Genomic DNA, 23,997 nt, shown 5'->3' on the forward strand with positions numbered 1-23,997 from the left:
CATGACCGCTGTGCCGGCCCGGTTCGCGTCGGTCGATGCGTTGCGTGGGCTGACGGTGGCGGCGATGCTGCTGGTCAACACGCCGGGCGACTGGTCACACGTCTACGCGCCGCTGCTGCATGCCGAGTGGCACGGCGTGACGCCGACCGACCTGGTGTTTCCGTTCTTCCTTTTCATCGTTGGTGTATCGGTCGCACTAGGCGTCGTGCCGCGCATGGAGGCCGGCGTGCCGCCTGCGGTGTTGCGGCGTGCGGTGCTGTGGCGGGCAGCGAAGATCATCGCACTCGGTCTGGCGCTGCACCTGCTCGCCTTCCTGCTGCTGGACCGGCCATCGTTCCGCCCCTGGGGCGTATTGCAGAGGATCGGACTGTGCTTCGCCATCGTCGGCGTGGTCGCACTGTACGTGACGCCACGCATGCAATGGGGTCTCATCGTGGCGCTGCTGCTCGGCTACTGGGTGCTGATGGCGCCGTGGGGCTACGCGCCGTACACCAACCTCGCCGCACGCATCGACACCGTGTTGTTCGCGCCGTGGCTCTACCAGTGGAATGCGGCGCTGGGACGCGGGCAGGATCCCGAGGGCCTGCTCAGTACGCTGCCCGCCATCGCCACCACGCTGCTCGGCGTGCGGGCGGGTGCGTGGTTGCGCGCGGGCGACCTGCGTGCGGTGCTCGGCGGCGGCGCGGCCTCGCTGCTGCTCGGGCTGCTGTGGGGGCAGGCAATGCCGCTGAACAAGGCCCTCTGGACCTCGTCCTACGCGCTGTTCACCGCCGGCTGCGCCATGCTGGCACTCGCCGCCGCGCACGTCCTCGTGGATCGCCGTGGATGGCCGGCGATCGGCCGCCGCTTCGGCATCAATGCCATCGCGGCCTACGTGGGGGCGGCGGTGATGACCTATCTGGTACTCGCCGCAGGCTGGATGGCGCCCATCTACGGGATCGGATTCGCCGGCTGGATGGCGCCACGATTCGGCCCGTACCTGCCGTCATTGGCCTTCGCGGTGGCCTTCGTTGCCCTGTGGTGGTGCGTCGTATGGGGAATGGATCGCCGCCGCTGGTACCTGAAAGTCTGATGCAGCGGTTTCGTCACGCTTTTCTTCGTCGCGTGGGGTACAACGGCAGCCAGTCACCCGCCGGATGCCGCCTGCCATGAAGATGCCGATCGTGCTCGCCTGCTGCCTGTGCCTGTCCGCCTGCCAGCGGGTGACGGTGGAAGACCAGGGGGCCACCGTCGTGATGGCACGTGGCGCCGCCACGCCAAGTGCGCCGGCCCCCGCCATCGTGCCGTCACTCGTCGTTTCACCCGATGCAACGGCACCGGGCACAGGCCGCGTCATGGCAGGCCTGTCACGCGCACGTGTCGTCCCGGACCCGCCGTTCACCAGCACGCCTATCGCCACGTTCAACGAGCCATGGGCCATGACGTTCCTGCCGGATGGTCGCCTGCTGGTGACGGAGAAGTCCGGCAAGCTGAGGCTGGCCAATGTCATCACCCGGCAGGTCGGTGAAGTGGTCGGAGTGCCGGCCGTCGCCTACGGCGGGCAGGGCGGGTTCGGCGACGTGCTGTTGCATCCGCAGTTCGCCGACAACCGCTTGGTCTACCTCAGCTATGCGGAAGCCGGCAGCGGCAGCACCCGCGGTGCGGCCGTGGCGCGCGCGACGCTGGTACTGGATGCCAGTGGCAATGGCGGCAGCCTGTCCAACCTGCAGGTGATCTGGCGTCAGTTGCCCAAGGTCAACGGGGATGCCCATTACGGGCACCGGCTGGCGTTCGGCGCGGACGGCAAGTTGTGGATCACCTCCAGCGACCGCCAGGCATCGACGCCGGCGCAGGACCTGCAGTCGGCGCTCGGCAAGCTGATCCGGCTCAATGACGACGGCAGCGTGCCGCCCGACAATCCGTTCGCGGCGCAGGGCGGCATTGCCGCGCAGGTGTGGAGCCTGGGCCACCGCAACATGCTGGGCATCGCATTCGATGGCGCGGGTCGCCTGTGGGCGCACGATATGGGGCCGAAGGGAGGCGACGAGTTGAACCTGATCGAACGTGGCAGCAACTACGGCTGGCCCGTCGTCTCGAACGGCGACAACTACGACGGCACACCGATCCCGGATCACTCCACGAGGCCAGAGTTCAATGCACCCGAAGTCTCCTGGACGCCGGTGATCGCGCCGGCAGGTTTCATCATTTACTCCGGCGACCTGTTCCCGTGGTTCCGCGGCAGGGGGTTCATCGGTGGGCTCGCATCGCAGGCGTTGGTCGAAATCGAATTTGCCGGCGAGCAGGCCCGCGAAGCGCGCCGCTATCCGATGGGCAAGCGCATCCGTGAAGTCGAACAGGGACCCGACGGTGCCCTGTGGCTGCTGGAGGATGGCAGCGGTGGGCGTTTGCTGAAGCTCACGCCGAACCCCAGCTGATCATCGCGCGGAATATCACTGCGCGTCATGCGCGCCGGCGACCTGCGCCTGCCGCCGCGTGCCGAACAGGTCGATCCGCCTCCATGACGTCTGTGCAGGCCGGTCCGCCCCGGCCAGACGAGTTTTCCGAGTTCGGTGGCGACGACGGACAGGCGCGTCATGGCGATGCCTGCAGGGGAGGCCGTGCTCATCGCCCGCCCCGGCAGGCAAGGAAAATGTCGTGGTCGGGCCGGTACAGGGACGTCTTCACGTCGGTCAGGCCCAGGACCGTATGGAACAGGTCATCGTGGCTGCGCGATCCGCCGGTCTGCCGGCGCAGGCAGGCATCGTCGAGGCCGGTGGACGCACGCCAGCCATCGGAGAACCACGCCACCATCGGCACGTCCAGTTGTTCCTTCGGCGCGATCGCGTACGGCATGCCGTGCAGGTAGAGCCCTTTCTCGCCGAGGGATTCGCCGTGATCGGAGACATACAGCATGGCGGTGTCGAGATCCTTCATGCCGGCCAGCTGGTCGACCACGTCGGCCAGCACGCGATCGGTGTAGCGCAGTGCGTTGTCGTAGGCGTTGACGATCTGCGCGCGCGAGCAGCGTCCGAGGTCGGAGGTTTGGCAGACCGGCTGGTAGACCTTGAACGCAGGCGGATAGCGTTCGAAGTAGTTCGGCCCATGGTTGCCCAGCATGTGCAGGACGATCACCTGGTCGCCGTGATGACGATGGATCGCGTCGCCCAGGCCTACCAGCAGGATACCGTCGTGGCAGCGCTTGCCGTCGCACAGGCCGGCGTCGGTGCGGGCGTGCAGGTCTTCGACCGGCAGGCCGTTGCACACGCCCTTGCAGCCGGACTGGTTGTCACGCCACAGCGTTTCCACGCCCGCGCGCTGCAGCACGTGCAGCAGCGACTGCTGGCTGCGGATCGCCTTCTCGTCGTACTGCTTGCGCCCCAGTGGCGAGAACATGCACGGCAGCGACACTTCGGTGCTGCTGCCGCAGGCGGTGACGCGCGGGAAATTGAGCACGTTGCGCTTCGCCAGTTCCGGCGTGGTCTGGCGTTCGTAGCCGTTGAGTCCCCAGTTGGCGGCCCGGGCGGTTTCGCCGACGACCAGTACCAGCACGCGCGGCCGGCGCACGGCGGCGGCGGGCGACTGCACGGCGTCCTCGCCGATCGGCAGCTGCACGCGGGTGCGCCCCGGCGGATCTTCGCTGACCACCTTCGCCAGCGAGACCAGCACGTTGGCTGGCGTGACCAGATAGCGCACTTCGCGCTGGTTGCGCAGGAAGGCGGTGAGCTGCTGCGTCGATGGCAGCACGCCGACCAGGCCCACGATGACGGTGCCGACGAGGAACGCTGCGCGCATCAGCAGGACGCGTGACCACGTGCGCGGACGCACGCGCACGCGCCACACCACCACCAGCGCAGGCAACGCGGCCAGCAGCGGCAGCAGCGCGTCGGTGCCTGCCAGGTCACTGGCTTCGCGCCAGTCGGTATGCAACACATTCCGGATCATGTCGGCGTCGATGTAGATGCCGTAACTGGCCATGTAGTGACCGGCCAGTGCTGCGAGCACCACCAGCGCCGACAACACGATGCGGGCCGTGCCGCGCCACACCAGCAGCGACAGCCACACACCATGCACCGCGGTCACCAGCAGGAACAGCGACAGCGTCCAGGCCCACTGCGACCACGGTAGCGGTGCGGCGGCCTGCCAGAACACGGCGTTGGCGAACAGGCTGAAATACAGGCTGGCGACGACGATGAGTGTCTCGCTCCCCACCTCGGGGCGGACGGCGAGCAGCGCAAGGGCGCGCCGCCAACGGGATGGCGTGGACGAACGATCGGGGGCGGACGCGTTCACGCGTGCGCCTCCACCGGGGAGCGCGCGCCGACCGCCTCCACCGCACATGCGATGGTCCAGCACACCATCAGGCTGGCGACGTCATGCGAGAGGAAGTGCGCCCCACGCAGTTGCTGCGCCAGGCCGAACAGCGCGCCGGCCAGCAGGCCGACGGCGAGGCCTGCATGGCGCCAGCGCGGTGCGGTGTGCAGGAAGAAGAAGTACAGCGCGACCCAGGCGAAACCACCCGCCGCATGTGCCGCCGGGAAGCATGCGGCCGGCCCCAGCGAAGCGGGCCGTGTTTCGAACAAGCCGATGAAGGCACGATCGCCGCCCAACCCGGCCAGATCCCACGGGCAGTCCATATGGGTAACCGCCTTGAGCGCCGCGACGCATGCGACCGACGCCAGCACCGACAGCAGCAGTCGTGCCGCGGGCCGCGTCCACGTGCGCGAGGAAGGCGATCGCCAGCGCAGCAGCGTGGCGACCAGCACGCCCGTCCAGGCGGCCTGGCCCAGCAGGCGACCCCCGCGATGCAGGCCGTTTTCCAGCAACAGGCTGCGCTTGAGCGACCAGGCATCGCCTTGCCAATGGAAAAGCCCACGGGCAAGGGCCATGTCGACGTGCTGCGCGGCAAGCCATGCGAGCAGCAGCACCGGCAGCGACCACGGAAGCCACGGCGACGATTGCCCGATGGGGCGGGAGAGAAGACGGAGAGGAGCAGGCGACATGCGGCATGCGACGACAGGGAAGTGCGCGCATGCTGGTGGCCGAGGCGTCGTAACGCGGTCGGATTTGCGTCGGAGCCGCGTTAATCCGCCAACGGAATGCACGCGATCGCGCATCGTGTTGCCGGTGATTCAGTCTTCGCTGACGTCCGCCGACCAGTCCGCCGGCACGTCGCACCCCTCGATCCATGCGCGACCGGGCGCGAGGATCCAGTCGCGCCGGTTGGATGCGCCGATGTCGATCACCTGCGCCGGATCCAGGCACGGCCCGATGGCTTCCTTGCGCAGGAACAGCCAGCGTTTGCCGGGCGCCTCCAGCAGCCATGCGTGCGCGTGCTGCCACTGGTCCACCCATGGCTGCTTGAAGCCGAAGTCGGTGACCGGCCGGTCGGCCTGCAGCAGGTGTTGTTCACGCCAACCGAGCATGGCCAGGTCGGCATCCGGTCCGATCCGTTCACCGACGCGTTGCATCAGGACCTTGGCGGAACTGTCCGGGCTGATCGCCGGCATGAAGCCCATGCCATAGGCCGTCCACAGTGCGGCCGTCACCGCGACCAGCGCCACCGCGACCTGTCGTCGCGCCGCGACCATCAGCAGCGCCGCCACGACGGCAAACCCCAGCAGCCAGCGGCTGAACCGAGCGACCGTCGTCATGTCCATGCCGCGGCCATCGACCAGGGCATGCAGCCGCTCGGGCGACGCCGTCACCAGCCACAGGCCCAGTGCTCCGGTAACGACGACCAGCACGGCCATGTACGACCACAACGTCGCGCGTACACCGCGACGTCGCAGCAGACCCACCAGCAGCGGCGACGCGGCCACGGCCAGCGCCGGCAGCATCGGAAAGATGTAAACCTCGCGCTTGCCGGGACTGGCGCTGAAGAACAGCAGTACCAGCACCGCCCAGCCCAGCAGCAGGACATGACGCGCATCCGCCCGACGCAGGCGCCGCCACCAGGCGGGCAGCAACCACGGCGTGAGCAGCGCGCCCGGCAGCCACAACGTCAGCATCGTCTGCAGGTAGTACCAGAACGGCTTCACGTGGTGCCACGCATTGGCGTAGCGGGTACCGGTCTGCTTGAACAGCATTTCGCGCGCATAGGTATGCAGCGCCGGATCGCCCGAAGCCAATGCCGTGGCCAGCATCGGCACCAGCCAGACGCCCGTGCCCAGCAGGAAGCCCGCTACGCCTGCGAACGCATGCACGCCGCGATGCGGGGGCAGCGTCCGGCGCGATGTCCACCGCACCCACAGCCACGGCAGGAACACCAGCAGTGGCAGGAAGCCGACGCCCTTGGTCACCGTGCCCAGGCCGGCGGCGAACGTGCCCAGCAGCAGCAACCACGGGCTCGGCTTTTCCAGCAGGTAGCGCAGCAAGGCCCACAGCGACAGCGTGGTCATGCCCACCAGCACCATGTCGATCTGCGCGCGCTTGGCCTGCAGCGCGAACTGCAGGCACACGAACAGGCCGAAGACCGCATACGGCACGGCGCGTCGCCCCCAGAGCCGGCGCGCGAGATCGCCCGACAACCACAGCGTCAGCAGCGCGGCCAGCAGCGAAGGCAGCAGGAACGCCACGTGCCAGTTGCGCACCAGCAGGTAGCTGGCCGCCTGCAGCCACATGAAGGTCGGCGGCTTCTCGGCATACAGCTCGATGCCCCGGTGCGGGAACAGCCACTGGCCCGTTTCCACCATGGTCTTTGCCGCCAGCACGAAACGCGGTTCGTCCGCCGGCATGGGCTCGCGCAGGCCCAGGCCCGCCAGCAGCGCCCACACCATCAAGGTCAGCAGCAACGGTGCCTGCCAGCGGGGCGCGTGGCGAAAGCGCATCGGGGTCATCGGGGGCTCTGGGTTGCCTGCAAGGGAGCGCGCGATCGTGGATCATGCGGCACAAGAGAATCGTCGGAACTCCGACGTCGCTTCGACGCCCGGCCTGCGATGCTGCCGGTCCTCCTCCCGCACGGGGCTCATGATGCGGCTGCTGGTGATCGAAGACAACCGGAACCTGGTGGCGAACCTCTTCGACTACTTCGAGGCGCGCGGCCATACGCTGGACGCGGCGCCCGACGGCGTGACCGGCCTGCACCTGGCGACGACCCAGTCCTACGACGCGCTCGTGCTGGACTGGATGCTGCCGCGCCTGGAAGGTCCGGACGTGCTGCGCCGGCTGCGCGACGAGCACGGCTCAACCCTGCCGGTGATCATGCTGACCGCGCGCGACGAGTTGCCCGACAAGATCGCCGGCTTCCGCGCCGGCGCCGACGATTACCTGACCAAGCCGTTCGCGCTGCCGGAACTGGAAGTCCGGCTGGAAGCCCTGATGGCCCGCACGCAAGGCCGGCAGCGGCGCAAGGTGCTGGAAGTGCACGACCTGAAGCTGGACCTGGCCACCCTGGAGGTCACCCGCGCCGGTCAGCCCCTGCACCTGTATCCCGCCTGCCGCACGTTGCTGGAAACACTGATGCAGGCCAGCCCCGCCGTGGTCACCCGCCAACAGCTGGAACACGCGTTGTGGGGCGACCATCCGCCGGATGGCGACATGCTTCGTTCGCACATCTACGAACTACGCCGCAGCGTCGACGGCCCGTTCCCGGTCAAGCTGGTCCAGACGCTGCCGCGCACCGGCTACCGGCTTGCCGTGCCGCACGAAGCGACGACCGCGTGACGCCGCGTCGCAGCCTGCGTTCGCACATCCTGATGTGGCTGGCCGGCTACGCGCTGCTGCTGACCGTGGTGGTAGTGGTGCACGGCTACATCCTCAACGAGGCGGCCGAGCGGCTGGTATGGGATTCGTTGATGCGCACCGAACTGGTCCACCACGTGGAGCGGTTGAACGAAGACCCGCGTTACACGTGGCGCGACACCGACGACCTGCAGCTCTACAGCGTGCCCGGTCGTGCACCACCGGCCGCCATCGCGGACCTGCAGGACGGCATCCACGACGAACTGGTCCTCGACGATCGTGAAGTGCTGGTCCTGGTGCAGGCGCAGCAGGGCGTTCGCTACACGCTGGTGCTGGACATCACCGAACTGGAATCGCAGGAAGACTCGCTCACGCTGACCGTGCTTGGCCTGGCGGCGGCACTGGTGGTCAGCATGGGGTCGCTGGTCGCGTGGGGGCTGCGTCGTACCCTGCGGCCATTGCAGGAACTTGCGGGCGACATCGGCGCGCTCGCGCCGGATCGCATGGGCCAGCGCATCGCGGTGGGTGAGAAGGCCAGCGCGGAACTGGTCGTCATCGCCAGTGCGTTGAACGATTACCTGGGCAGGAACGAGGCCTTCGTCGAGCGCGAACGCGTCTTCATCGACACCAGCAGCCATGAACTTCGCACCCCCATCGCCGTCATCGCCGGCGCCAGCGAACTTGCGCTGGAGCAGCCCGGATTGCCGGCGCCGGCACGCCAGCAGGTGCAGCGCATCCATCGCACCGCGCGCGACGTGGAGCGGTTGATCGCCCTGCTGCTGACACTGGCCAAGGATCCCGCACGGCTGTCGCGCAGCAACGAGGTGGTGGTGCTGCATGAACTGCTGCCCGAGATCATCGACGACCACCGGCACATGATGGTGGGGAAGGACCTGTCCGTCGTCATCGATGAGCTGCAGCCCAGCAGCGTGTCCGCACCGCTGCACATCGTGCAGGCCGCGATCGGCAACCTGCTGCGCAACGCCATCGAGAACAGCGATCGTGGCGAGATCCACGTGCGCCTGAAGGCCAACGCAACGGTCACCCTTGAAGATCCCGGACATGGCATGACGCCGGAAGACATCAGTCGCATCTACGCGCAGATGGCGCGTGGCGGTAGTCGCGATGGCGGCGGCATCGGACTCGACCTGCTGGCGCGCCTGTGCGAACACTTGGGCTGGACATTGTCGATCCAGTCGGCGCCGGGACGCGGCACGATCAGCCGCCTGCGACTGTCGCGCTGAGGGTCGGCATCACCTCGATGCCGTGGCGTGGTCGATCACCCGTCGCTGTGACGGGCGCGATGCACGGCCGCGACCCGAGCGGCCTGCACCGCGGCGCCGATCTCGGGCCCTGTCATGCCGTCGCGGGCGACGTCGCGCGCGCCGACGCCGCATGCCGCCGCGTGCAGGCGGACCAGCTCCCGGCCCTGCGGGTAGTCCGTCTCTTCGTTGCCGCCGCGGCCGCGCTTGTCCGCTTCGCACACGGTGGCCAGCCACGCGATGCGCTCGGGACGCCGGAACGCGTCGCAGCGCGTGAAGAGTTCGATCACCGTGCCGTCGCGCAGTTCGGCCAGGCGATGCACGTTGAGGTGCTCGCGGCACGCCATGATCGCCAGCTCACGGTGGTCGGCGGGCACCTTCAACCGTTCGCACAGCACCTGCACCGGCTTCACACCCGCATGCTCGTGGCCGATGTGCTTGGGCAGCACGTCGGCGGGCGTCAGCGCCTTGCCAAGGTCGTGCACCAGCGCGGCGAAACCGATCAATGCGTCGCCCGGCGCCAGGCGCGCGGCCATGTCGCTGACCATCTGCTGGTGGATGCCGGTATCCACTTCCGGGTGGTACTCCGCGCGCTGCGGCACGCCGTACAGCGCGTCCACTTCCGGCAACACGACGGCAAGGGCACCGCAGGCGCGCAGCGTCGAAAGGAACGCGGACGGCGTGGCCGACGCCAGCGCGCGGCGCAGCTCCTGCCAGACGCGCTCGGGTACCAGCGCATCGAGTTCGCCGCTGGCGACCATGTCGCGCATCAGCGCCATCGTCTCGGGGGCGATCGTGAAACCCAGCGACGCAAAGCGCGCCATGAAGCGCGCCGCACGCAGCACGCGCAGGGGATCTTCGATGAAGGCCGGCCCGACATGGCGCAGGACGCGCGCCTCGATATCGCGCGCGCCGCCGCAGGGATCGACCAGCGTGCCGTCGTCGTCCTGCGCGATGGCATTGAGGGTGAAGTCGCGTCGCTGCAGGTCTTCCTGCAGCGTTACCGACGGATCGGCATCGACGACGAAGCCGCGATAGCCGCGGCCGCTTTTCCGCTCGGTGCGTGCGAGGGCGTATTCCTCGCCCGTCCGCGGGTGCAGGAACACCGGGAAGTCGCGGCCCACGGCCTTGAAGCCCTCCGCTTCCATCTGCACCTGGGTGGCGCCCACCACGACCCAGTCGCGGTCGCCGGGCGCCAGGCCCAGCAATTTGTCGCGTACCGCGCCGCCGACGAGATAGGTCTTCATGCCGCCATGATAAGCGGCGTATGCGAACCGGTGGCGCCGTCAGCTCTTCGGCATCTGCGCGGTGGGGCAGGTGAAGGCCTTGCGCCTGGCCTGCACGCGCCCCATCAGGCGGTCGCTGACCGGCAGCGCGTTACCGTTGAGGCGCCAGTCGTAGATCACGCTGAAGGCCAGCACGCGCGCCACGTACTCGCGGGTTTCCTTGTAGCTGATCGTCTCGATCCAGATATCCGGATCGAAGCCCGGACGCTGCGATTGCCAGCGCGCGGTCGGCGCCGGTCCTGCGTTGTAGGCGGCAATGGCGACGTAGGGCACCCCGTACTTGTCTTCCATCTCGCGCAGGTAGGCCGTGCCGATGGCGATGTTGGTGTCCGGGTCGTACAGGCTCGCCGCGCCGGCATACGGAATGCCCAGCCGCCTGGCGACGCCGGCGCCGGTGGTCGGCAGCACCTGCATCAGCCCCATCGCGTTCGCGCCCGAGCGCGCCTTCGGATTGAAGATGCTTTCGGCGCGGATCTCGGCGGCGACCCAGGCCGGGTCGATGCTGTGCTTCGCCGCTTCGCGCTTGATGGTGTCGCCGTGGTGCAGCGGAAAGCGCAGCTGGTACAGGCGCTGCTCGTCGGGCCGGCTCTCGCCGCGCACGCTGCCCAGCGAGAACACCGCACGGTCGAACCAGCCGTTGTCCTGCGCCACCTCCACCGCGATGCGACGCTGGGTGTCGTCGAAGCGCGACAGTGCCTCGTTCCACTCGGCCGTCGCCCAGCCCGGGCGTTCCAGCTGCCACAGCTCCATCGCACGCACGATGGCCGGGTCGCGCGCGATGGCCTGCTTCGCCGTCGCGGGATCGTTGGGAATCCAGGCGCAGAGCGCGTACGACTGCTCGAGGCGGTCGGCCGCCAGGAAGCCATGGAAGGTGGGGCTGCCTGCCGTTTCGCGAAACAGGCGCTGCGCGGCGGCGCGGTCACCGGTCTTCTCGCTCATGCGTGCTTCGAAGTAGCGCCAGCGCGAGTCATTGCGCTGCGCGGGCGGCATCTTCTTCAGTGCGGCGAGCGCCGCAGGCCAGTCGCCGCGCGACAGCGCTTCGCGGACGCGCCACTCGTGCAGGCGTTCGTCGTAGGCCGATTCCGGTACGTTGCCGAGGCGACGCGCGGAATCCGGTCCGTACGATGCGACCGTCCACAGCGCGATCTGGTACAGCACGTGCCCGCGCTCGCTTTCACCCATGCCCAGCGCGTCCGCGTACTGCGGCAGCAGGCGCTCGGCGGTATCGGGATCGTTCTGCGCCAGCTTCGCCAGGCCCTGCGCCGCCATGCGGCGGCTGCGGTCGGTCTTTGGCCAGTTCAGCGCGCGGGGATGGATGGCGTCGATGAAGGCGGCGTAGTCGTTGGCCAGCGCCAGCTCATCGCCCGGCAGCCCGCGCGCGGCGCTGCGCATGACTGCCGTCTGGCGCTCACCCGCGGCGGCGTCGATGCGCTCCCAGCGCAATGCGGAGGACAAGGTGCCTTGCGCGGTGAGCACGTTGAACACCGTGTCGCAGCCGCCGGGCAGCGACTTCGCGCCCTTGCGCCAGAGGTCCTGCGCCTGCTCGGTCCATGCCGCATCGATGCGGCCCGTGGCCTGGCGGGCCTGCAGGTGCGCGCACTGCAGGGCGATGCTGTCGGAGGGCTTCCATGCGCCGAGGAACGTCGGCCAGTCCTGCCGGCGCGCGAGGGCTGCCAGCCACAGCGGACGGAACTGGTTCGCCACCGCCTGGCCGTCGTAACGCTGCAGGAACGCGTGCGCCTGCGATGTGGACACGGCATCCGGATCACGGCGCAGGACTGCGAGTTCGACCCAGCCGTACAAGGGATGGCGGGCGAGCGATGACGCGGTGCTGGTATCAAGGCGTCCGGCTTCGGCGGCGGCGAGCGCATCGCGTATCGCTGGGCGCTGTGCATCGAGCGATTGCGCGTGCGCGACCGGTGCCGAACACAGGCTGGCGAAGGCAGCGAGTACGATGGCAGGGGGGATTCGGATCATGCCGGGACTATACCCATGCCGGCTGAACCTCCCTGTAGACAGGCCATGACAGTGAGGTGGTGCGTGGAAGGTGTGTGGATATTTCCGGTGCTCGGCGTGCTGGCCGGCATCCTTGCGGGCCTGCTCGGGATCGGTGGCGGACTGGTGCTCGTCGCGGCACTGGCGTGGATCCTGCCGATGCACGGCATTCCGAAAGAGGCCGCGATGCATGCCGCGTTGGCGAGTTCGCTGGCGAGCATCGTGCTGACGGCGACGTCGTCGGCCTACGCGCACCATCGCCGTGGCAGCGTGCTGTGGCCTACCGTGGCGTGGATGGTGCCAGGGCTGCTGATCGGTGGCTGGCTGGGCAGTGGCCTGGCGGTCTACCTCGATGACGATGTGCTGCGCTGGATCGTGGCGGGATACTGCTTCATTGCCGGCGCGCAGATGATCTTTGGCGGCAACGCGCATCCGGAAGGACGCGGTGTGCCTGCGCCGCGCGGCCCTGGCATGAGCGTGGCGGGTTCCGCGATCGGCGCGGTGTCGGCGGTGGTCGGCATCGGCGGCGGCAGCATGACCGTACCGTTGCTGGTGTGGCGCGGCGTGCAACCCGTGCGCGCGGTTGGTACGTCGAGTGCCTGTGGCGTGGCCATCGGTATCGCAAGCGCCCTGGGTTACGCATTGCATGCACCGCCCGGCGCATTGCCATCGCATGCGGTGGGCTACATATATCTGCCGGCTGCCATCGGCGTCGCGATCGCCTCCGTGCTCTCTGCGCCCTACGGCACGCGGCTGGCGCACCGGATCGGTGGAAAAGCGCTGAAGCGCGTGTTCGCCATCTTCATGGTGGTGATGGGCATCGCCATCATCGCCAGCGGCTGATGCCGGATTATCTAAACGTGTTTAGTTATTAATGCTCGTGACGACCGCGTGTAGAAACTCCGGGTAATTGCGTTTACTCCACGATAATCGTCGTTACCATCTTCAGAACGGTGACTTGTTTCCGTTGTCGGCGTTTTACAGATTCTTTACAACGAAAGGCAGGCCGCTTTAGGCATCCGCCGTGCGACCTGCCCCTTTCCGGAGAGAGAATCCATGAACTCGCGCCGCCACACCCTGGCTTCGGCCATTCGACTTGCCGTGCTCTTGACCCTGCCGGCCACCGCCGTCGCGCAGGAAGCGACCACCCTCGATACCCTCACCGTCACCGGCAGCCGCATCAAGCGCGCTGAAATGGAAGGTCGCGTCCCGGTGCAGACGCTGTCGCGCGAGCAGATCGAACGCACGGGCCTGACGTCCATCGGCGACATCCTGCAGAAGCTGACGGGGTCCGGGTCGGCACTCAACACCAAGTTCAATTCGTCAGGCAACTTCGGCTTCTCACCGAACGGCGATGGCGTCGGGGCGGGCTCCGCCCAGGTGGACCTGCGCAACCTGGGGCCGAAGCGTGTGTTGGTGCTGGTCGATGGCATGCGCTGGGTCAACGAGTCCTCCGCGTCTGGCGTCAGCGCAGCGGTCGACCTCAACACGATTCCGTTGGCCCTGGTCGAACGCATCGAGGTGCTGGAAGACGGTGCGTCCTCACTGTACGGCTCCGATGCGATCGCCGGCGTGGTCAACATCATCACCCGTCGCAACGTCGACGGCGGACAGCTCACGCTGAACTACGGCCAGTTCGACAAGGGTGACGGCGATGTCACCGGCGCGGATCTCGCCTGGGGCTTCGACAACGATCGCAGCAACCTGTTCCTCAGCCTGAGTTACACCGAACAGAAGGAGGTCAGCTCGGCCAGCCGCGCCATCTCGGCCATTCCGATCCAGGGCGGCAGCTCGCGCATCCTGGGCGGACGCTTCTCCTTTACCGATCCCAATGGCAACCCTTACGACCTGTCGGTGAAGCCTGGACAGACCAATCCGACCTATACCCCGGGTTTGCCGGGCTGCGCTTCGGGCGTGACGCGCACGGATGGCTTCCAGTGCTTCGACTTCGGCCGCGATGCGTTCAACTACGCACCCTACAACCTGCTGATGACGCCGTCCAAGCGCATGGGCGTGTTCGCGCAATACCGCTTCTCGATCACCGAACAGCTGAACTTCTACGCCAAGGCGCTGTACAACACCCGGGAATCCACCAACCAGGCCGCGCCGGAGCCCATCGATCTCGGACCTGGCGCCGGCACCAGCTACACCGCCAACCTGACGATCCCGGCCAACCATCCCTTCAATCCGTTCGGCTTCGCCCTGACCGGAGGACCCGGTGGAAACATCAGCACGATTCGTCGCCGCCCGATCGAAGGAGGGCCGCGCATCTTCGAGCAGAAAGTCGATACGCAGTACGTGGCGGCCGGCCTGGAGGGCTCGTTCGGCGGCGAACGGCAGTTCTTCTGGGACGTCAACGCGGCTTTCAGCAAGAACGAGGCCGAGCAGACCAACCACGGAAGCTACAACGCGCGCAACATCGCCATCGCGCTGGGCGATCCCGCCGTGTGCGCGGCGACGACGGGTTGCACGCCGCTCGACATCTTCGGCTTCGACACCATTTCGCCGGCGATGCTCGCCTACATCAGTCCGCTGTTCCGCGACCGCAGCGAGCAGAAGCTGACGCAGGTCACTGCCAACGTCAGCGGTGCGCTCTTCCCGGCGTGGGCGGGTGATGTCGAGTTCGCCGCCGGTTACGAGTACCGCAAGTACGAAGGTAGCTACAACCCGGATCCACAGACCGTCGCTGGCGAGTACAACGGCGTGCCGTCGTCGCCGACCTCGGGCAAGTACGACGTCAACGAGGTCTACCTGGAATTGAACGTGCCGCTGTATGCGCAGCAGGATGGCCCGGGCAAACTCGACCTGAGCCTGGCTGGTCGCTACTCCGACTACTCCACCTACGGCGGCGAGTTCACCCCGAAGTATGGCCTGCGCTGGCAGGTCGCCGAAGACCTGCTGCTGCGTGCGACGTACGCTGCAGGATTCCGCGCACCCTCAATCGGTGAGTTGTTCGGCTCGCAGAGCCGCTTCGATGCGTTGCTGGTAGATCCCTGCCTGGTACCACCGAGTGCGCCGGCCGGCTCGCTCGCACCCGTCGCATGTCCGGGCGTGCCCGCCGGCGCACGGCAGAACGACCCGCAGATCCCGGTGCTGACCGGTGGCAATCCTGCGTTGCGACCGGAGACCGCGCGCAGCTTCAGCACGGGTCTGGTGTTCAGTCCTTCGTTCGCCGAGAACGCGGCGTGGTCGGACAATCTCGACATCGAGGTCACTTACTATCGGCACAACCTCGAGGGTGCGATCCAGGCCATCAATGCGCAGGTTCAGTTGGACCTGTGCGCCACCACACAGGATCCGCAGTACTGCAGCGGCATCAATCGCTTGGCGTCGGGCGAGATCGACACCTTCGCCAACTTCCTGATCAACCTCGGCTCGATCAAGACCGATGGGTGGGATGCCGACGTGTTCTGGACATTGCCGGAAACCAATGTGGGCCGCTTCAAGCTGATCTGGCAGAACACCTTCGTCACCCGCTACGAAGCGCGCGACGCCAGTGGTCAGGTGCAGCCGCAGGGTCCCGGCATCGTGGTGAACGACAGCGCGATCCCCGAATGGACGTCGACCGCCACGCTTGACTGGAGGCTCGGTAACTGGAATGCCGCCTGGAGCATCCGTCATCTGTCAGCGATGGAGGAAGCCTGCCTGGCCGCCGATCCGGCAGAATTCTGCAGCACGGCCACCACCAACACGCTGGCGGCCACGACGTACCACGACCTGCAGGTGGGTTACGAGTTGGCATGGTTCAAGGGCCTGAAGCTGATCGGTGGCGTCAACAACCTGTTCAATGAGGATCCGCCGGTCTGTACCTCGTGCTCGCTCAACGGGTACGAAGCCTCGACCTACGACATCCCGGGCGGGCGCTTCTTCTACGTGCGGGCGAATCTGAGGTTCTGACCGCGTAGAGAAGGTGGAGCAGGAAGCCGGCGAAAGCCGGCTTCTTTGTTTCCATCCGATGGCGGCGGCGAGGCGGATGCCCGGCAGAAAATGCCTTTGAGGCAGCGGCCGCGACGATCGGTCGCAGGTCGGATGGCATGCCTGAGCTTGAAAAATAAGACTCATTCGCATTTAATTCGGGGCTGCGCGCCGGGCCTGACAAGCCTGGCGTCGCCGCGCGACGTCATCTCCAGGCGCCCATTGGCGTGCAATCGACGTGCGGGCGATGGATCGCACCCCCCTCCTTCCTGCCTCAGGCTTTCTCCCATGCGTCGTTTGTCCTCGTCCCCCCGGCCGTTCGTCCAGGCTGGTCCATTCCCTCCCTTGAAGAGCCGGCTGCAGGCGGCCATCGGGCTGTCGTTGCTGTGCGTGTCCGGTGCCGTGCTGGCCGCTCCCCAGGAGACGGCGACCGCCGTGCCGGTGGCCAGCGATGCCAGCGCCACGGATCTGGACACGGTCATGGTGGTCGGCCAGCGTGCCAACCGCGTGAGTAATGGTGCGACCAACCTGGACTTGGCCATCAAGGAAACACCGCAGTCCATCAGCGTGGTCAGCAGCGAACAGATGACGCAGTTCGGCGCCGACAGCCTCAATGAAGCGCTGCGCATGGCGACCGGTATCCAGGTGGAGGAGTGGGAAACCAACCGTACCAACTTCACCGCGCGCGGCTTCGACATCGCCAACACGCAGATCGACGGCGTGGGCCTGCCCAATAGTTGGGGCATCGTCACGGGTACGCAGGACACGTTCGGCTATGAGAAGCTGGAAGTCATCCGCGGCGCCAATGGCCTGCTGACGGGCGTAGGCAATGCCGCGGGCACGATCAATTACGTACGCAAGCGTCCGACCAACGACACGAAAGGCTCGGCAGGCATCAGCTACGGCACGTGGGGCACGAGCCGTGCCGAAGTGGACTACTCCACGCCGTTCACCGAGGGCGGCACGTGGGCGGGTCGTGTGGTCGCTGCGCACGAAGAAGGCGATTCCTATCTGCGCGGCAAGGACGACAAGCGCGATTTCCTCTACGGCGTCGTCGACGGCCAGATCGGCGATAACGGCACGCTGACGCTGGGATACTCCTGGCAGAAAGGCAAGACCAACGGCAACATGTGGGGCGCGTTGGGCTTCACGTACAGCGACGGCACGCAGGCCGAATGGGATCGCGGCGCGTCGACCACGCAGGACTGGACCTACTGGGACACGACCACCAAAACCGGCTTCATCGAATACGCCCACCAGTTGGGTGAGGACTGGCAGCTGAAGCTGTCCTACAACCGTCGCGATATCCGCAATGACGACAAGCTGTTCTATGCCACCGACCTCGTGGGTGCCGGCATGGATCCGGTGACGGGCCTGGGTCTGTATGGCTATCCGTGGGGCGGTGCGGACACGTTTATCGCCGATCTCGGTGCGGCCACGGTCAACGGCCGCTTCCAGATGCTCGGTCGCGAGCAGGAAGTGATGCTGGGCGTGAGCTGGTCCAAGAGCGAAAGCGTCAGCAGCCAGTATGCCGGCGCGATGTGCGACGGCGTGGCGTGCGGCTACGTTCCCATGCCCGCGTTCCCTTGGCCGGGCGACTACATCTCGGAGCCCGTGTGGGGCGACTTGTCGGTCTACAGCACGTTGAACGAGCGCCTGAAGCGCGCCTACGGCGCCACTCGACTGGCGCTGACCGATCGCTTGAAGGCGGTGGTCGGCTTCAACTGGGTTGAATACCAGCGTGACGGCGTCAACTACACGCAGCCGTTCAACCAGACCGAGAAGGAGACCAGTCCGTACGCTGGCCTGACATTCGATTTCACGCCGAACATACTCGGCTACATCAGCTACTCGGACATCTACCAGCCGCAGAGCCAGTCGGATGCGGATGGGGTCTACCTGGATCCGACCAAGGGCTCGAACTACGAACTTGGCGTGAAAGCGGATTGGTGGGACAAGCGTCTGCTGACCACAGTGGCGGTGTTCCGCGCGGAGCAGGACAACTTCGCGACCGGTATCGGCTACAACGATCTGGGGCAGTTCTATTACGAAGGCCGGTATGTCGAATCCAGGGGGGTTGAGTTCGAAGCCACGGGCAAGGTCAGTGACCACCTGGATGTCGTATTCGGTTACACCACGCTGAAGCTGGATGGCGTGGACGGCAGCGATACCTTTTCCTGGGTGCCGCGACGTACCGCCAACATTGTGGTGAGCGGTCGCCTGCCCAGCTACGCCGCGCTTTCATACGGCATCGGCGGTCGTTGGCAGAGCGACATCTCCAACACGGAAACCAGCGGCTTCACTGTGCGTCAGGGCAGCTATGCCGTGGTCAATGGCTTCGTGGCGTGGGACTTCCAGCCCAATGCGACGCTGCGCTTGAACGTGAACAACGTGGGTGACGAGAAGTACATCAACACGCTCCGTTACAGCGGTTACTACGGTGCGCCGCGCAACTACACGTTGAGCCTGAACTGGCGGTTTTGAGGCATCGGCCCATTTCCTTCGAGACACGAGCCATCGCCATGTCCCGCACGACTGCGATCCCCCGTTCACCGCGCTTGCGCCTGACGGCACGCGTCGCGGCCGCCGTGTTCGGCGGCTATGCCTTCGCGTGGGGCGTGGTGGCCGCTGGCGCGAGCTTGATGTTCGCCGCCGGCATGGGTTTCCACGACGCTGAATTCCTCGCCAGCCTGTTCGGCGTGCTCGCGTTCCTGACGACCTTCCTGTGGGCGTTCGCGGCACGCCGCCTGTGGGTGGTGTGGACAGCGCTGGCAGGAGGGGGGGCGCTGCTGGCCGCCACCGGCTCGCTCGTGCAATCGCTGCTGGTCTGAGGCGGAGGACGCCATCGTGATGCAGAGTTTCCGACAGGCGATGGCCTGGCTACACACCTGGTTCGGCCTGGTCCTCGGTTTCGTGCTGATGGCGGCGTTCTTCTTCGGTGCGCTGTCGGTGTTCGACCGCGAAATCGATCGTTGGGCGATTCCGTCCACGCGCTTCGAGCCGCAGCCGATGCCGTCGTACGAACGGGTCCTTCGCCCCGCGTTCGAGCGCATGCAGCCGTTGCCAGCCGCGGTCGACGCGATGCGTCCGCGCGTGAACGGGCCGATGCCGGAGCGCTTCGATACCGTGGTCAGCTGGAGTGCGTACACCACGCACCGAGATCCGGTATTGCAGGTATTCGCCGGCTACGAGGTGCCCAACGCGAAAGATCCCGAGGAGGCGATCTGGGCCGACAGCACCATCGACCCGCGTGACGGTACGCCGCTGCCCAACGACCGCCTGAAAGTCGGCAGTGGATTCTTCTATCCGATGCACTACGGACTGACGCTGGACTGGAAGAATCTTGGCATCTGGATCGTCGGCTTTTCCGCGCTGATGATGCTCGTCGCGCTGGTCACCGGCGTGGTGATGCATCGCAAGATCTTCCGCGAGTTCTTCACCTTCCGGCCCGCGAAGGGAGGGCTGCGAAGCGTACTGGATCTGCACAACCTGACCGGCGTGGTGGCATTGCCGTTCCACTTCTTCTTCGCTTTCACCGGCCTGCTGATCTTCGCGGCGGCGTACTACTTCCCGCTTGGCCATACCCAGTTGAATGAACTGCACGACCTGAATGCGGAAGTGGAGGCGCGTGAAACCGGCCTTCCCCACGAGCGCGCCGGCGTGCCCGCAGGCCTGGCCAATGTCGACGCGATGGTGGCCGAGGCGCAGCGCCGTTGGGAGGCGAACGACAAGGCGGGCGAGGTCGGCTTCCTGGTGCTGCAGCACGTAGGCGACGCCAATGGCTACGTGAGCGTGTACCGCGCCGGCACCGATCGCATCGCACTGGTCGGCGACGGCATCCACTTCAAGGCCTCGACGGGCGAACTGATCCACGAAGACCCCGCGCCCACGACGGCAGGCCGGGTCGCCGAATTCCTCACCGGCCTGCACCTGCAGCACTTCCGCCACTGGCTGCTGCGCTGGATGTACGTGTTGGGGGGATTGCTGGGTGCGGTGTGCATCGCCACCGGCTTCCTGTTCTTCGTGGAAAAGCGCAAGCGCCAGCATGCGCGACAGGGACAGCAGGGCGCACGCGTGGTCGACGCATTGGCGGTGACCACGGTGACCGGCATGGTGCTTGCGGCGTTGGGCATCCTCGTCGCCAACCGGCTGTTGCCCGAAGACCTGCCTGCCCGCGGCGACTGGGAGCGCTCTGCGTTCTGGGGCACCTGGTTGTTGGCGCTGTTGCATGCCGCATGGCGCAGCGCACCGGTCGCTCGCGGCCTTGCCAATCCAGCGTGGCGCGAACAGTGCGGCATGATCGCGGTGCTGGCCCTGGCGGCGGTGCTGCTGAACTGGATCACCACCGGCGACCATCTGCTGCGCACGATCGGCGTGGGCTACTGGCCGGTGGCGGGCGTGGATCTGACGCTCCTGGTCGGCGGTGTACTGGCCGCGTTGACCGCACGCACCCTGGCGCGTCGTGCCGCCACGCTGCCAGTCTCGCACCCCGCCAACGCGGAGACGACCCATGCATGAGTCCATCCCCGCGGCCGTCATGTCGCTGGCGGCGTTGCTGGCCAGCGTGGCCGGCATGGGGTGGTTGGCGTTGTCGATGCCCGTTCATGCCCAGCAGGTGTGGGGCGCGGCACTTTCTGCAGGAATGGGGCGCGCATTGCGTGTCGCGGGCATTCTGGCACTGGTCGCTGCCCTGGCGCTTTGCCTGGCGGTCGACCACGCCACCATGGCCTGCCTGGTCTGGATGATGGGGATGACGGCCGGCGCCGTCAGCGTGGCGATGACGCTTGCCTGGCAGCCGCGCTGGCTGCGCTGGCTGGCGCCGTGGGTGCGCGTTCGTACGACAGGGCGCTGACGCTGGATCAACGCCGTCGCGGCGGCATCCGGCATCGCTTGATCGATGGCGTGTGCAGGCGGCCGTGCCCGCCGTGACTTCGGTCATGGCAGGAGTACGATGCGGGCTGGCGGGAGGACGCTCATCGTATGGACGCGCCGATCGACAACGCACAAGCCGTGGGCTGGCCGGGGATGATGGACCGCCGGCGTCGTCGCCGTGCCTTCTATCTGCTGCTGGCGACCGGCCTGATCATGCTGCTGCTGGGGCTGGGCTGGGCCACGTTCTTTGCCTGGCGGGGCGCATGGCCGATCGTGGCCGTCGAGTTGGCGATCGCGCTGCTGGGGCTGGTGGTGATCGTGATGGCGCGCCTTCATCGTCCACGCGCCGCCTCATGGGTGGCATTCGCCGGCCTGTCGATGCTGCTGTGCTTTTTCTCGACGTTTCTCGATGTGTCGACCGACGCCGTTCCGCGGACGAGCCATGTCTTCCTGCTGGTGCTCGCGCTCTGCGCACACCACGTATTCCGTGACGAGCGGCCATGGCTGCGCTACGGCATGGTCGTCGTGCTGCTGGTGTTGTTCGCGGTATTCGCAGGGGCTCCGATACGCCTGCCGTACTCGTTCGCCATCGCCGAAGACGTACGGCGCGTCGGCATCTGGGTCAACCTGGCCACGGCGATGGCGAGTTTCCTGGTCGTGCTGCGTCTGGCGGAAACCGACGTTGCCGAGCATCGCGCACTGCACCGGGCTCTGCGAGACGCGTTGTCGCAACGTCGCTTCATGCTGCTCTACCAACCACAAGTCGACGCACGCGGTCGCATCATCGGCGCGGAGGCGCTGCTGCGTTGGCACGATGCGCGTCGCGGCCTGATCCGCCCGGCCGATTTCATGCAGGCGGCAGAGGACACGGGCTTCATCCTGCCGCTGGGCCAGTGGGTGCTGAACGAAGCCTGCCGGCAGCTCGCGGCCTGGCAGTCGCAACCCGCGCTGCGCAGGTTGCGTCTGTCGGTGAACGTCAGCGCGCTGCAGTTGCGGCAACCCGACTTCGTGCAGCAGGTGGACGATGCTGTGACGCGCAGCGGCATCGACGCCGGCTTGCTGACGCTCGAACTGACCGAAAGCGTGCTGGTGCACGACATGGACGACGCCGTGGCCAAGATGCGGGCCTTGCACGCGATGGGCGTGCGGTTGTCGCTCGACGATTTCGGCGCGGGTTATTCCTCGCTGTCCTACCTGCGCGAGCTGCCCTTCGCCGAGATGAAGATCGATCGTGCGTTCACCCGCGGGATCGTCCGCGATGCGCAGGCCGCCACGATCACCCGCAACCTGTTGCAGCTGGGGCGCGACCTCGGCATCGACGTGATCGCCGAAGGCATCGAGCACGAGGACCAGTTCGCATTGCTGGGCGAACAGGGATGCCGGTTGTTCCAGGGTTACCTGTTCGGGCGTCCGATGGACGTGGATGCGTTCAAGCAGCGCATCGCATCGACGCCTTGAAGCGCCCGCGACTGTGCACTCAGCGCAGTGCGCTGTCCGGCACGTCGATATCCATCGCCAGCGCCAGGTGGTCGGAGTTGGCGGCGGGCATCGCGCGCGCATTGTCGCCACGCAGCCCTTCGCTCAGCAGGATATGGTCGATTGCGCGCTGCGGCCGCCAGCTGGGAAACGTGGGTACGCGGAAGGCCGGCGGGCGCAGGCGCGTACGCTTGTAGAGCAGTTCCATTTCCGGCGTATCGGGCGCGCAGTTGAAGTCGCCCATCAGCACCGCGTGCGGGTGGTCCGACAGCAGTTCGCCGATGAAGGCGAGCTGCGAGCGGCGGGAGGTGGCGCCCAGCGAGAGGTGCGCCACCGCGACGGTCAGGCCTTCGTCGCCTTCGCCGAAGCGCGCCATCAGCACGCCGCGGCCGCTGATGCGGCCGGGCAGGCTGTGGTCGGTCACTTCCACGGGTTCCAGCTTGCTCAGCAAACCGTTCGCGCTGCCGGCCACGCGCGCGACGTTGCGGTTGGGCTGGTGGGTCCAGTAATCGAACCCGGCGCGCTCGGCCAGATAGTGCGTCTGGTTGGTGAAGCCCGAGCGCAGGCTGCCCGGGTCGGCTTCCTGCAGGCCGACGATGTCGTGCTCGCCGGCCAGCTGCGCGATCGCATCCAGGCTGCCGCGCTTGTTGCCCGCCGGCAGCGCGTGCGACCAGCTGCGTGTCACGTAGTCGCTGTAGCGGCGGGTGCTGGAGCCGGCCTGGATGTTGGCGCTGAGCAGTCGCAGCCGCCGCGTGGCGGGGGAGTCGGTCATGGAAGTGGGGGCTTCCGCTTCGCTCAGGGCTGCGCGCGTTCCATCGCGATCAGGTGATCGGCGATGCGCAGCACGTCGGCGTAGGTCTGTCCGCCGGTGACGCGGTACTTGCCGTTGACGATGATCGTCGGGGTGCCTTCCACGCCGCTGTTCTTGGCGAACTGCATGCCGCGGGCGATCTGAGCGTTGGTGCTGAAACCGTTCATCAGCGAGACGAATTCCTTCGCATCGACGCCGTACTTGGCATACCACTGCGCGATCTGTGCGGGATCCGCCGGCGGCTGACCTTCGCCCGGCAGCGCGCGCTGCAGATGGATGGCGATGAACACCGCATCGTGGGTCTGGTCGACCAGGCCCTTGGCCTGCGCTGCGTAGAACGCCTTGCCATAGGGCGCCCAGACATTACCGAACACGACCGGCACGTAGGACACGCGCACGTCGGCAGGCTGCTTCTTCTTCCAGGAGGCGATCTCGGGGGCGAAGCGCGCACACGCCGGGCAGACGTAGCCGAACACCTCGACGACTTCGACCTGGCCGTTGAGCGGCGCATACGGCTGGCCATTGGGGATCTCGACGTAGTCCTTGCCTGCGACCGGTGCCGGACCCTGCGGCGGCACGATCGGGTTGGTGTTGGTGGCGGGCGTCTCGGCGCCTGCGGTGGGCGGGGTGGGCGCGGCGGCCGTGGCATCGGCGGGGGTTGCCGGGGCGTCCGCAGCGGGCGCGGTCGTGCCGCTCGCCGCGGCGGCGGGCGCATCGGCGG

18 protein-coding genes are annotated in these 23,997 nt (G+C 67.1%); 11 read left to right on the plus strand and 7 right to left on the minus strand.

Features of this window, described 5'->3' with window-relative positions; translation table 11 throughout:
- Window position 1 precedes the first annotated feature (1 nt).
- Window positions 2-1,072, plus strand: coding sequence for an acyltransferase family protein (locus AX730_RS07410; protein WP_062354201.1), 1,071 nt, complete (start codon window positions 2-4; stop codon window positions 1,070-1,072).
- Between the two features lie 262 nt (window positions 1,073-1,334).
- Complete coding sequence (locus AX730_RS07415; protein WP_062354238.1) at window positions 1,335-2,414, plus strand: PQQ-dependent sugar dehydrogenase; 1,080 nt, start codon at window positions 1,335-1,337, stop codon at window positions 2,412-2,414.
- A 187-nt stretch (window positions 2,415-2,601) separates the two neighbouring features.
- Here the strand turns inward: AX730_RS07415 and AX730_RS07420 are convergent, their stop codons facing one another.
- The 3 genes from AX730_RS07420 to AX730_RS07430 form a co-directional block, all read right to left on the minus strand.
- Entirely contained in the window at window positions 2,602-4,209 is a 1,608-nt protein-coding gene (locus AX730_RS07420) for a phosphoethanolamine transferase (protein WP_062354240.1), read from the minus strand.
- 56 nt (window positions 4,210-4,265) lie between these two features.
- Window positions 4,266-4,979 carry a phosphatase PAP2 family protein gene (locus AX730_RS07425; RefSeq protein WP_232310202.1) on the minus strand — a complete coding sequence of 238 codons (714 nt, stop codon included), beginning with the start codon at window positions 4,977-4,979 and terminating at the stop codon, window positions 4,266-4,268.
- A 129-nt stretch (window positions 4,980-5,108) separates the two neighbouring features.
- Entirely contained in the window at window positions 5,109-6,815 is a 1,707-nt protein-coding gene (locus AX730_RS07430; protein ID WP_062354207.1) for an ArnT family glycosyltransferase, read from the minus strand.
- 133 nt (window positions 6,816-6,948) lie between these two features.
- Here AX730_RS07430 and AX730_RS07435 point away from each other — a divergent pair, with 133 nt between their 5' ends.
- Window positions 6,949-7,641 carry a response regulator transcription factor gene (locus AX730_RS07435; protein ID WP_062354243.1) on the plus strand — a complete coding sequence of 231 codons (693 nt, stop codon included), beginning with the start codon at window positions 6,949-6,951 and terminating at the stop codon, window positions 7,639-7,641.
- Window positions 7,638-8,903, plus strand: a complete 1,266-nt coding sequence (locus AX730_RS07440) for a sensor histidine kinase (RefSeq protein ID WP_407071479.1) — start codon at window positions 7,638-7,640, stop codon at window positions 8,901-8,903. The genes AX730_RS07435 and AX730_RS07440 overlap by 4 nt, the downstream gene beginning before the upstream one ends.
- 35 nt (window positions 8,904-8,938) lie before the next feature.
- Here the strand turns inward: AX730_RS07440 and AX730_RS07445 are convergent, their stop codons facing one another.
- Together AX730_RS07445 and AX730_RS07450 are read right to left on the minus strand one after the other, a co-directional pair.
- Window positions 8,939-10,168, minus strand: a complete 1,230-nt coding sequence (locus tag AX730_RS07445) for a multifunctional CCA addition/repair protein (protein WP_062354210.1) — start codon at window positions 10,166-10,168, stop codon at window positions 8,939-8,941.
- Window positions 10,169-10,207: 39 nt separating this feature from the next.
- Window positions 10,208-12,184 carry a transglycosylase SLT domain-containing protein gene (locus AX730_RS07450; protein ID WP_083537791.1) on the minus strand — a complete coding sequence of 659 codons (1,977 nt, stop codon included), beginning with the start codon at window positions 12,182-12,184 and terminating at the stop codon, window positions 10,208-10,210.
- A 45-nt stretch (window positions 12,185-12,229) separates the two neighbouring features.
- On the opposite strand from AX730_RS07450, the gene AX730_RS07455 reads away from it, so the two are divergent.
- From AX730_RS07455 to AX730_RS07485, 7 genes are all read left to right on the plus strand, one after another.
- Window positions 12,230-13,045, plus strand: a complete 816-nt coding sequence (locus tag AX730_RS07455) for a sulfite exporter TauE/SafE family protein (protein ID WP_232310204.1) — start codon at window positions 12,230-12,232, stop codon at window positions 13,043-13,045.
- Window positions 13,046-13,258: 213 nt separating this feature from the next.
- Window positions 13,259-16,099, plus strand: coding sequence for a TonB-dependent receptor plug domain-containing protein (locus AX730_RS07460; protein ID WP_062354211.1), 2,841 nt, complete (start codon window positions 13,259-13,261; stop codon window positions 16,097-16,099).
- A 363-nt stretch (window positions 16,100-16,462) separates the two neighbouring features.
- Window positions 16,463-18,601, plus strand: a complete 2,139-nt coding sequence (locus tag AX730_RS07465) for a TonB-dependent siderophore receptor (protein WP_232310205.1) — start codon at window positions 16,463-16,465, stop codon at window positions 18,599-18,601.
- A gap of 38 nt (window positions 18,602-18,639) precedes the next feature.
- The gene (locus AX730_RS07470) at window positions 18,640-18,948 is read left to right on the plus strand and encodes a hypothetical protein (RefSeq protein ID WP_062354214.1); all 309 of its coding nucleotides are present in this window, start codon (window positions 18,640-18,642) and stop codon (window positions 18,946-18,948) included.
- 19 nt (window positions 18,949-18,967) lie between these two features.
- A complete protein-coding gene (locus AX730_RS07475; protein WP_232310206.1) occupies window positions 18,968-20,635 on the plus strand; it encodes a PepSY-associated TM helix domain-containing protein in 1,668 nt (555 codons plus the stop codon).
- Window positions 20,628-20,969 carry a DUF3325 domain-containing protein gene (locus AX730_RS07480; protein ID WP_062354223.1) on the plus strand — a complete coding sequence of 114 codons (342 nt, stop codon included), beginning with the start codon at window positions 20,628-20,630 and terminating at the stop codon, window positions 20,967-20,969. Before AX730_RS07475 ends, AX730_RS07480 begins: the two co-directional genes overlap by 8 nt.
- Before the next feature lie 128 nt (window positions 20,970-21,097).
- Window positions 21,098-22,447, plus strand: coding sequence for a putative bifunctional diguanylate cyclase/phosphodiesterase (locus tag AX730_RS07485; protein ID WP_083537793.1), 1,350 nt, complete (start codon window positions 21,098-21,100; stop codon window positions 22,445-22,447).
- A gap of 19 nt (window positions 22,448-22,466) precedes the next feature.
- On the opposite strand, the gene AX730_RS07490 is transcribed toward AX730_RS07485, so the two are convergent.
- Both AX730_RS07490 and AX730_RS07495 read right to left on the minus strand, forming a co-directional pair.
- The gene (locus AX730_RS07490) at window positions 22,467-23,237 is read right to left on the minus strand and encodes an endonuclease/exonuclease/phosphatase family protein (protein WP_062354226.1); all 771 of its coding nucleotides are present in this window, start codon (window positions 23,235-23,237) and stop codon (window positions 22,467-22,469) included.
- A 23-nt stretch (window positions 23,238-23,260) separates the two neighbouring features.
- On the minus strand, window positions 23,261-23,997 hold a 737-nt coding region (locus tag AX730_RS07495; protein ID WP_062354229.1), incomplete at its 5' end, for a thiol:disulfide interchange protein DsbA/DsbL.

The organism is Pseudoxanthomonas mexicana, from assembly GCF_001556105.1.
Taxonomy (GTDB): domain Bacteria; phylum Pseudomonadota; class Gammaproteobacteria; order Xanthomonadales; family Xanthomonadaceae; genus Pseudoxanthomonas_A; species Pseudoxanthomonas_A mexicana_A.

What these genes read in the sequence shown, in the direction of transcription:
- AX730_RS07450 (WP_083537791.1), bottom strand. Translation starts at nt 12,184, where the DNA reads ATGATCCGAATCCCCCCTGCCATCGTACTCGCTGCCTTCGCCAGCCTG.
- AX730_RS07415 (WP_062354238.1), top strand. Translation starts at nt 1,335, where the DNA reads ATGGCAGGCCTGTCACGCGCACGTGTCGTCCCGGACCCGCCGTTCACC.
- AX730_RS07445 (WP_062354210.1), bottom strand. Translation starts at nt 10,168, where the DNA reads ATGAAGACCTATCTCGTCGGCGGCGCGGTACGCGACAAATTGCTGGGC.
- AX730_RS07455 (WP_232310204.1), top strand. Translation starts at nt 12,230, where the DNA reads ATGACAGTGAGGTGGTGCGTGGAAGGTGTGTGGATATTTCCGGTGCTC.
- AX730_RS07410 (WP_062354201.1), top strand. Translation starts at nt 2, where the DNA reads ATGACCGCTGTGCCGGCCCGGTTCGCGTCGGTCGATGCGTTGCGTGGG.
- AX730_RS07430 (WP_062354207.1), bottom strand. Translation starts at nt 6,815, where the DNA reads ATGACCCCGATGCGCTTTCGCCACGCGCCCCGCTGGCAGGCACCGTTG.
- AX730_RS07485 (WP_083537793.1), top strand. Translation starts at nt 21,098, where the DNA reads ATGGACGCGCCGATCGACAACGCACAAGCCGTGGGCTGGCCGGGGATG.
- AX730_RS07435 (WP_062354243.1), top strand. Translation starts at nt 6,949, where the DNA reads ATGCGGCTGCTGGTGATCGAAGACAACCGGAACCTGGTGGCGAACCTC.
- AX730_RS07480 (WP_062354223.1), top strand. Translation starts at nt 20,628, where the DNA reads ATGCATGAGTCCATCCCCGCGGCCGTCATGTCGCTGGCGGCGTTGCTG.
- AX730_RS07475 (WP_232310206.1), top strand. Translation starts at nt 18,968, where the DNA reads ATGCAGAGTTTCCGACAGGCGATGGCCTGGCTACACACCTGGTTCGGC.
- AX730_RS07460 (WP_062354211.1), top strand. Translation starts at nt 13,259, where the DNA reads ATGAACTCGCGCCGCCACACCCTGGCTTCGGCCATTCGACTTGCCGTG.
- AX730_RS07425 (WP_232310202.1), bottom strand. Translation starts at nt 4,979, where the DNA reads ATGTCGCCTGCTCCTCTCCGTCTTCTCTCCCGCCCCATCGGGCAATCG.
- AX730_RS07490 (WP_062354226.1), bottom strand. Translation starts at nt 23,237, where the DNA reads ATGACCGACTCCCCCGCCACGCGGCGGCTGCGACTGCTCAGCGCCAAC.
- AX730_RS07470 (WP_062354214.1), top strand. Translation starts at nt 18,640, where the DNA reads ATGTCCCGCACGACTGCGATCCCCCGTTCACCGCGCTTGCGCCTGACG.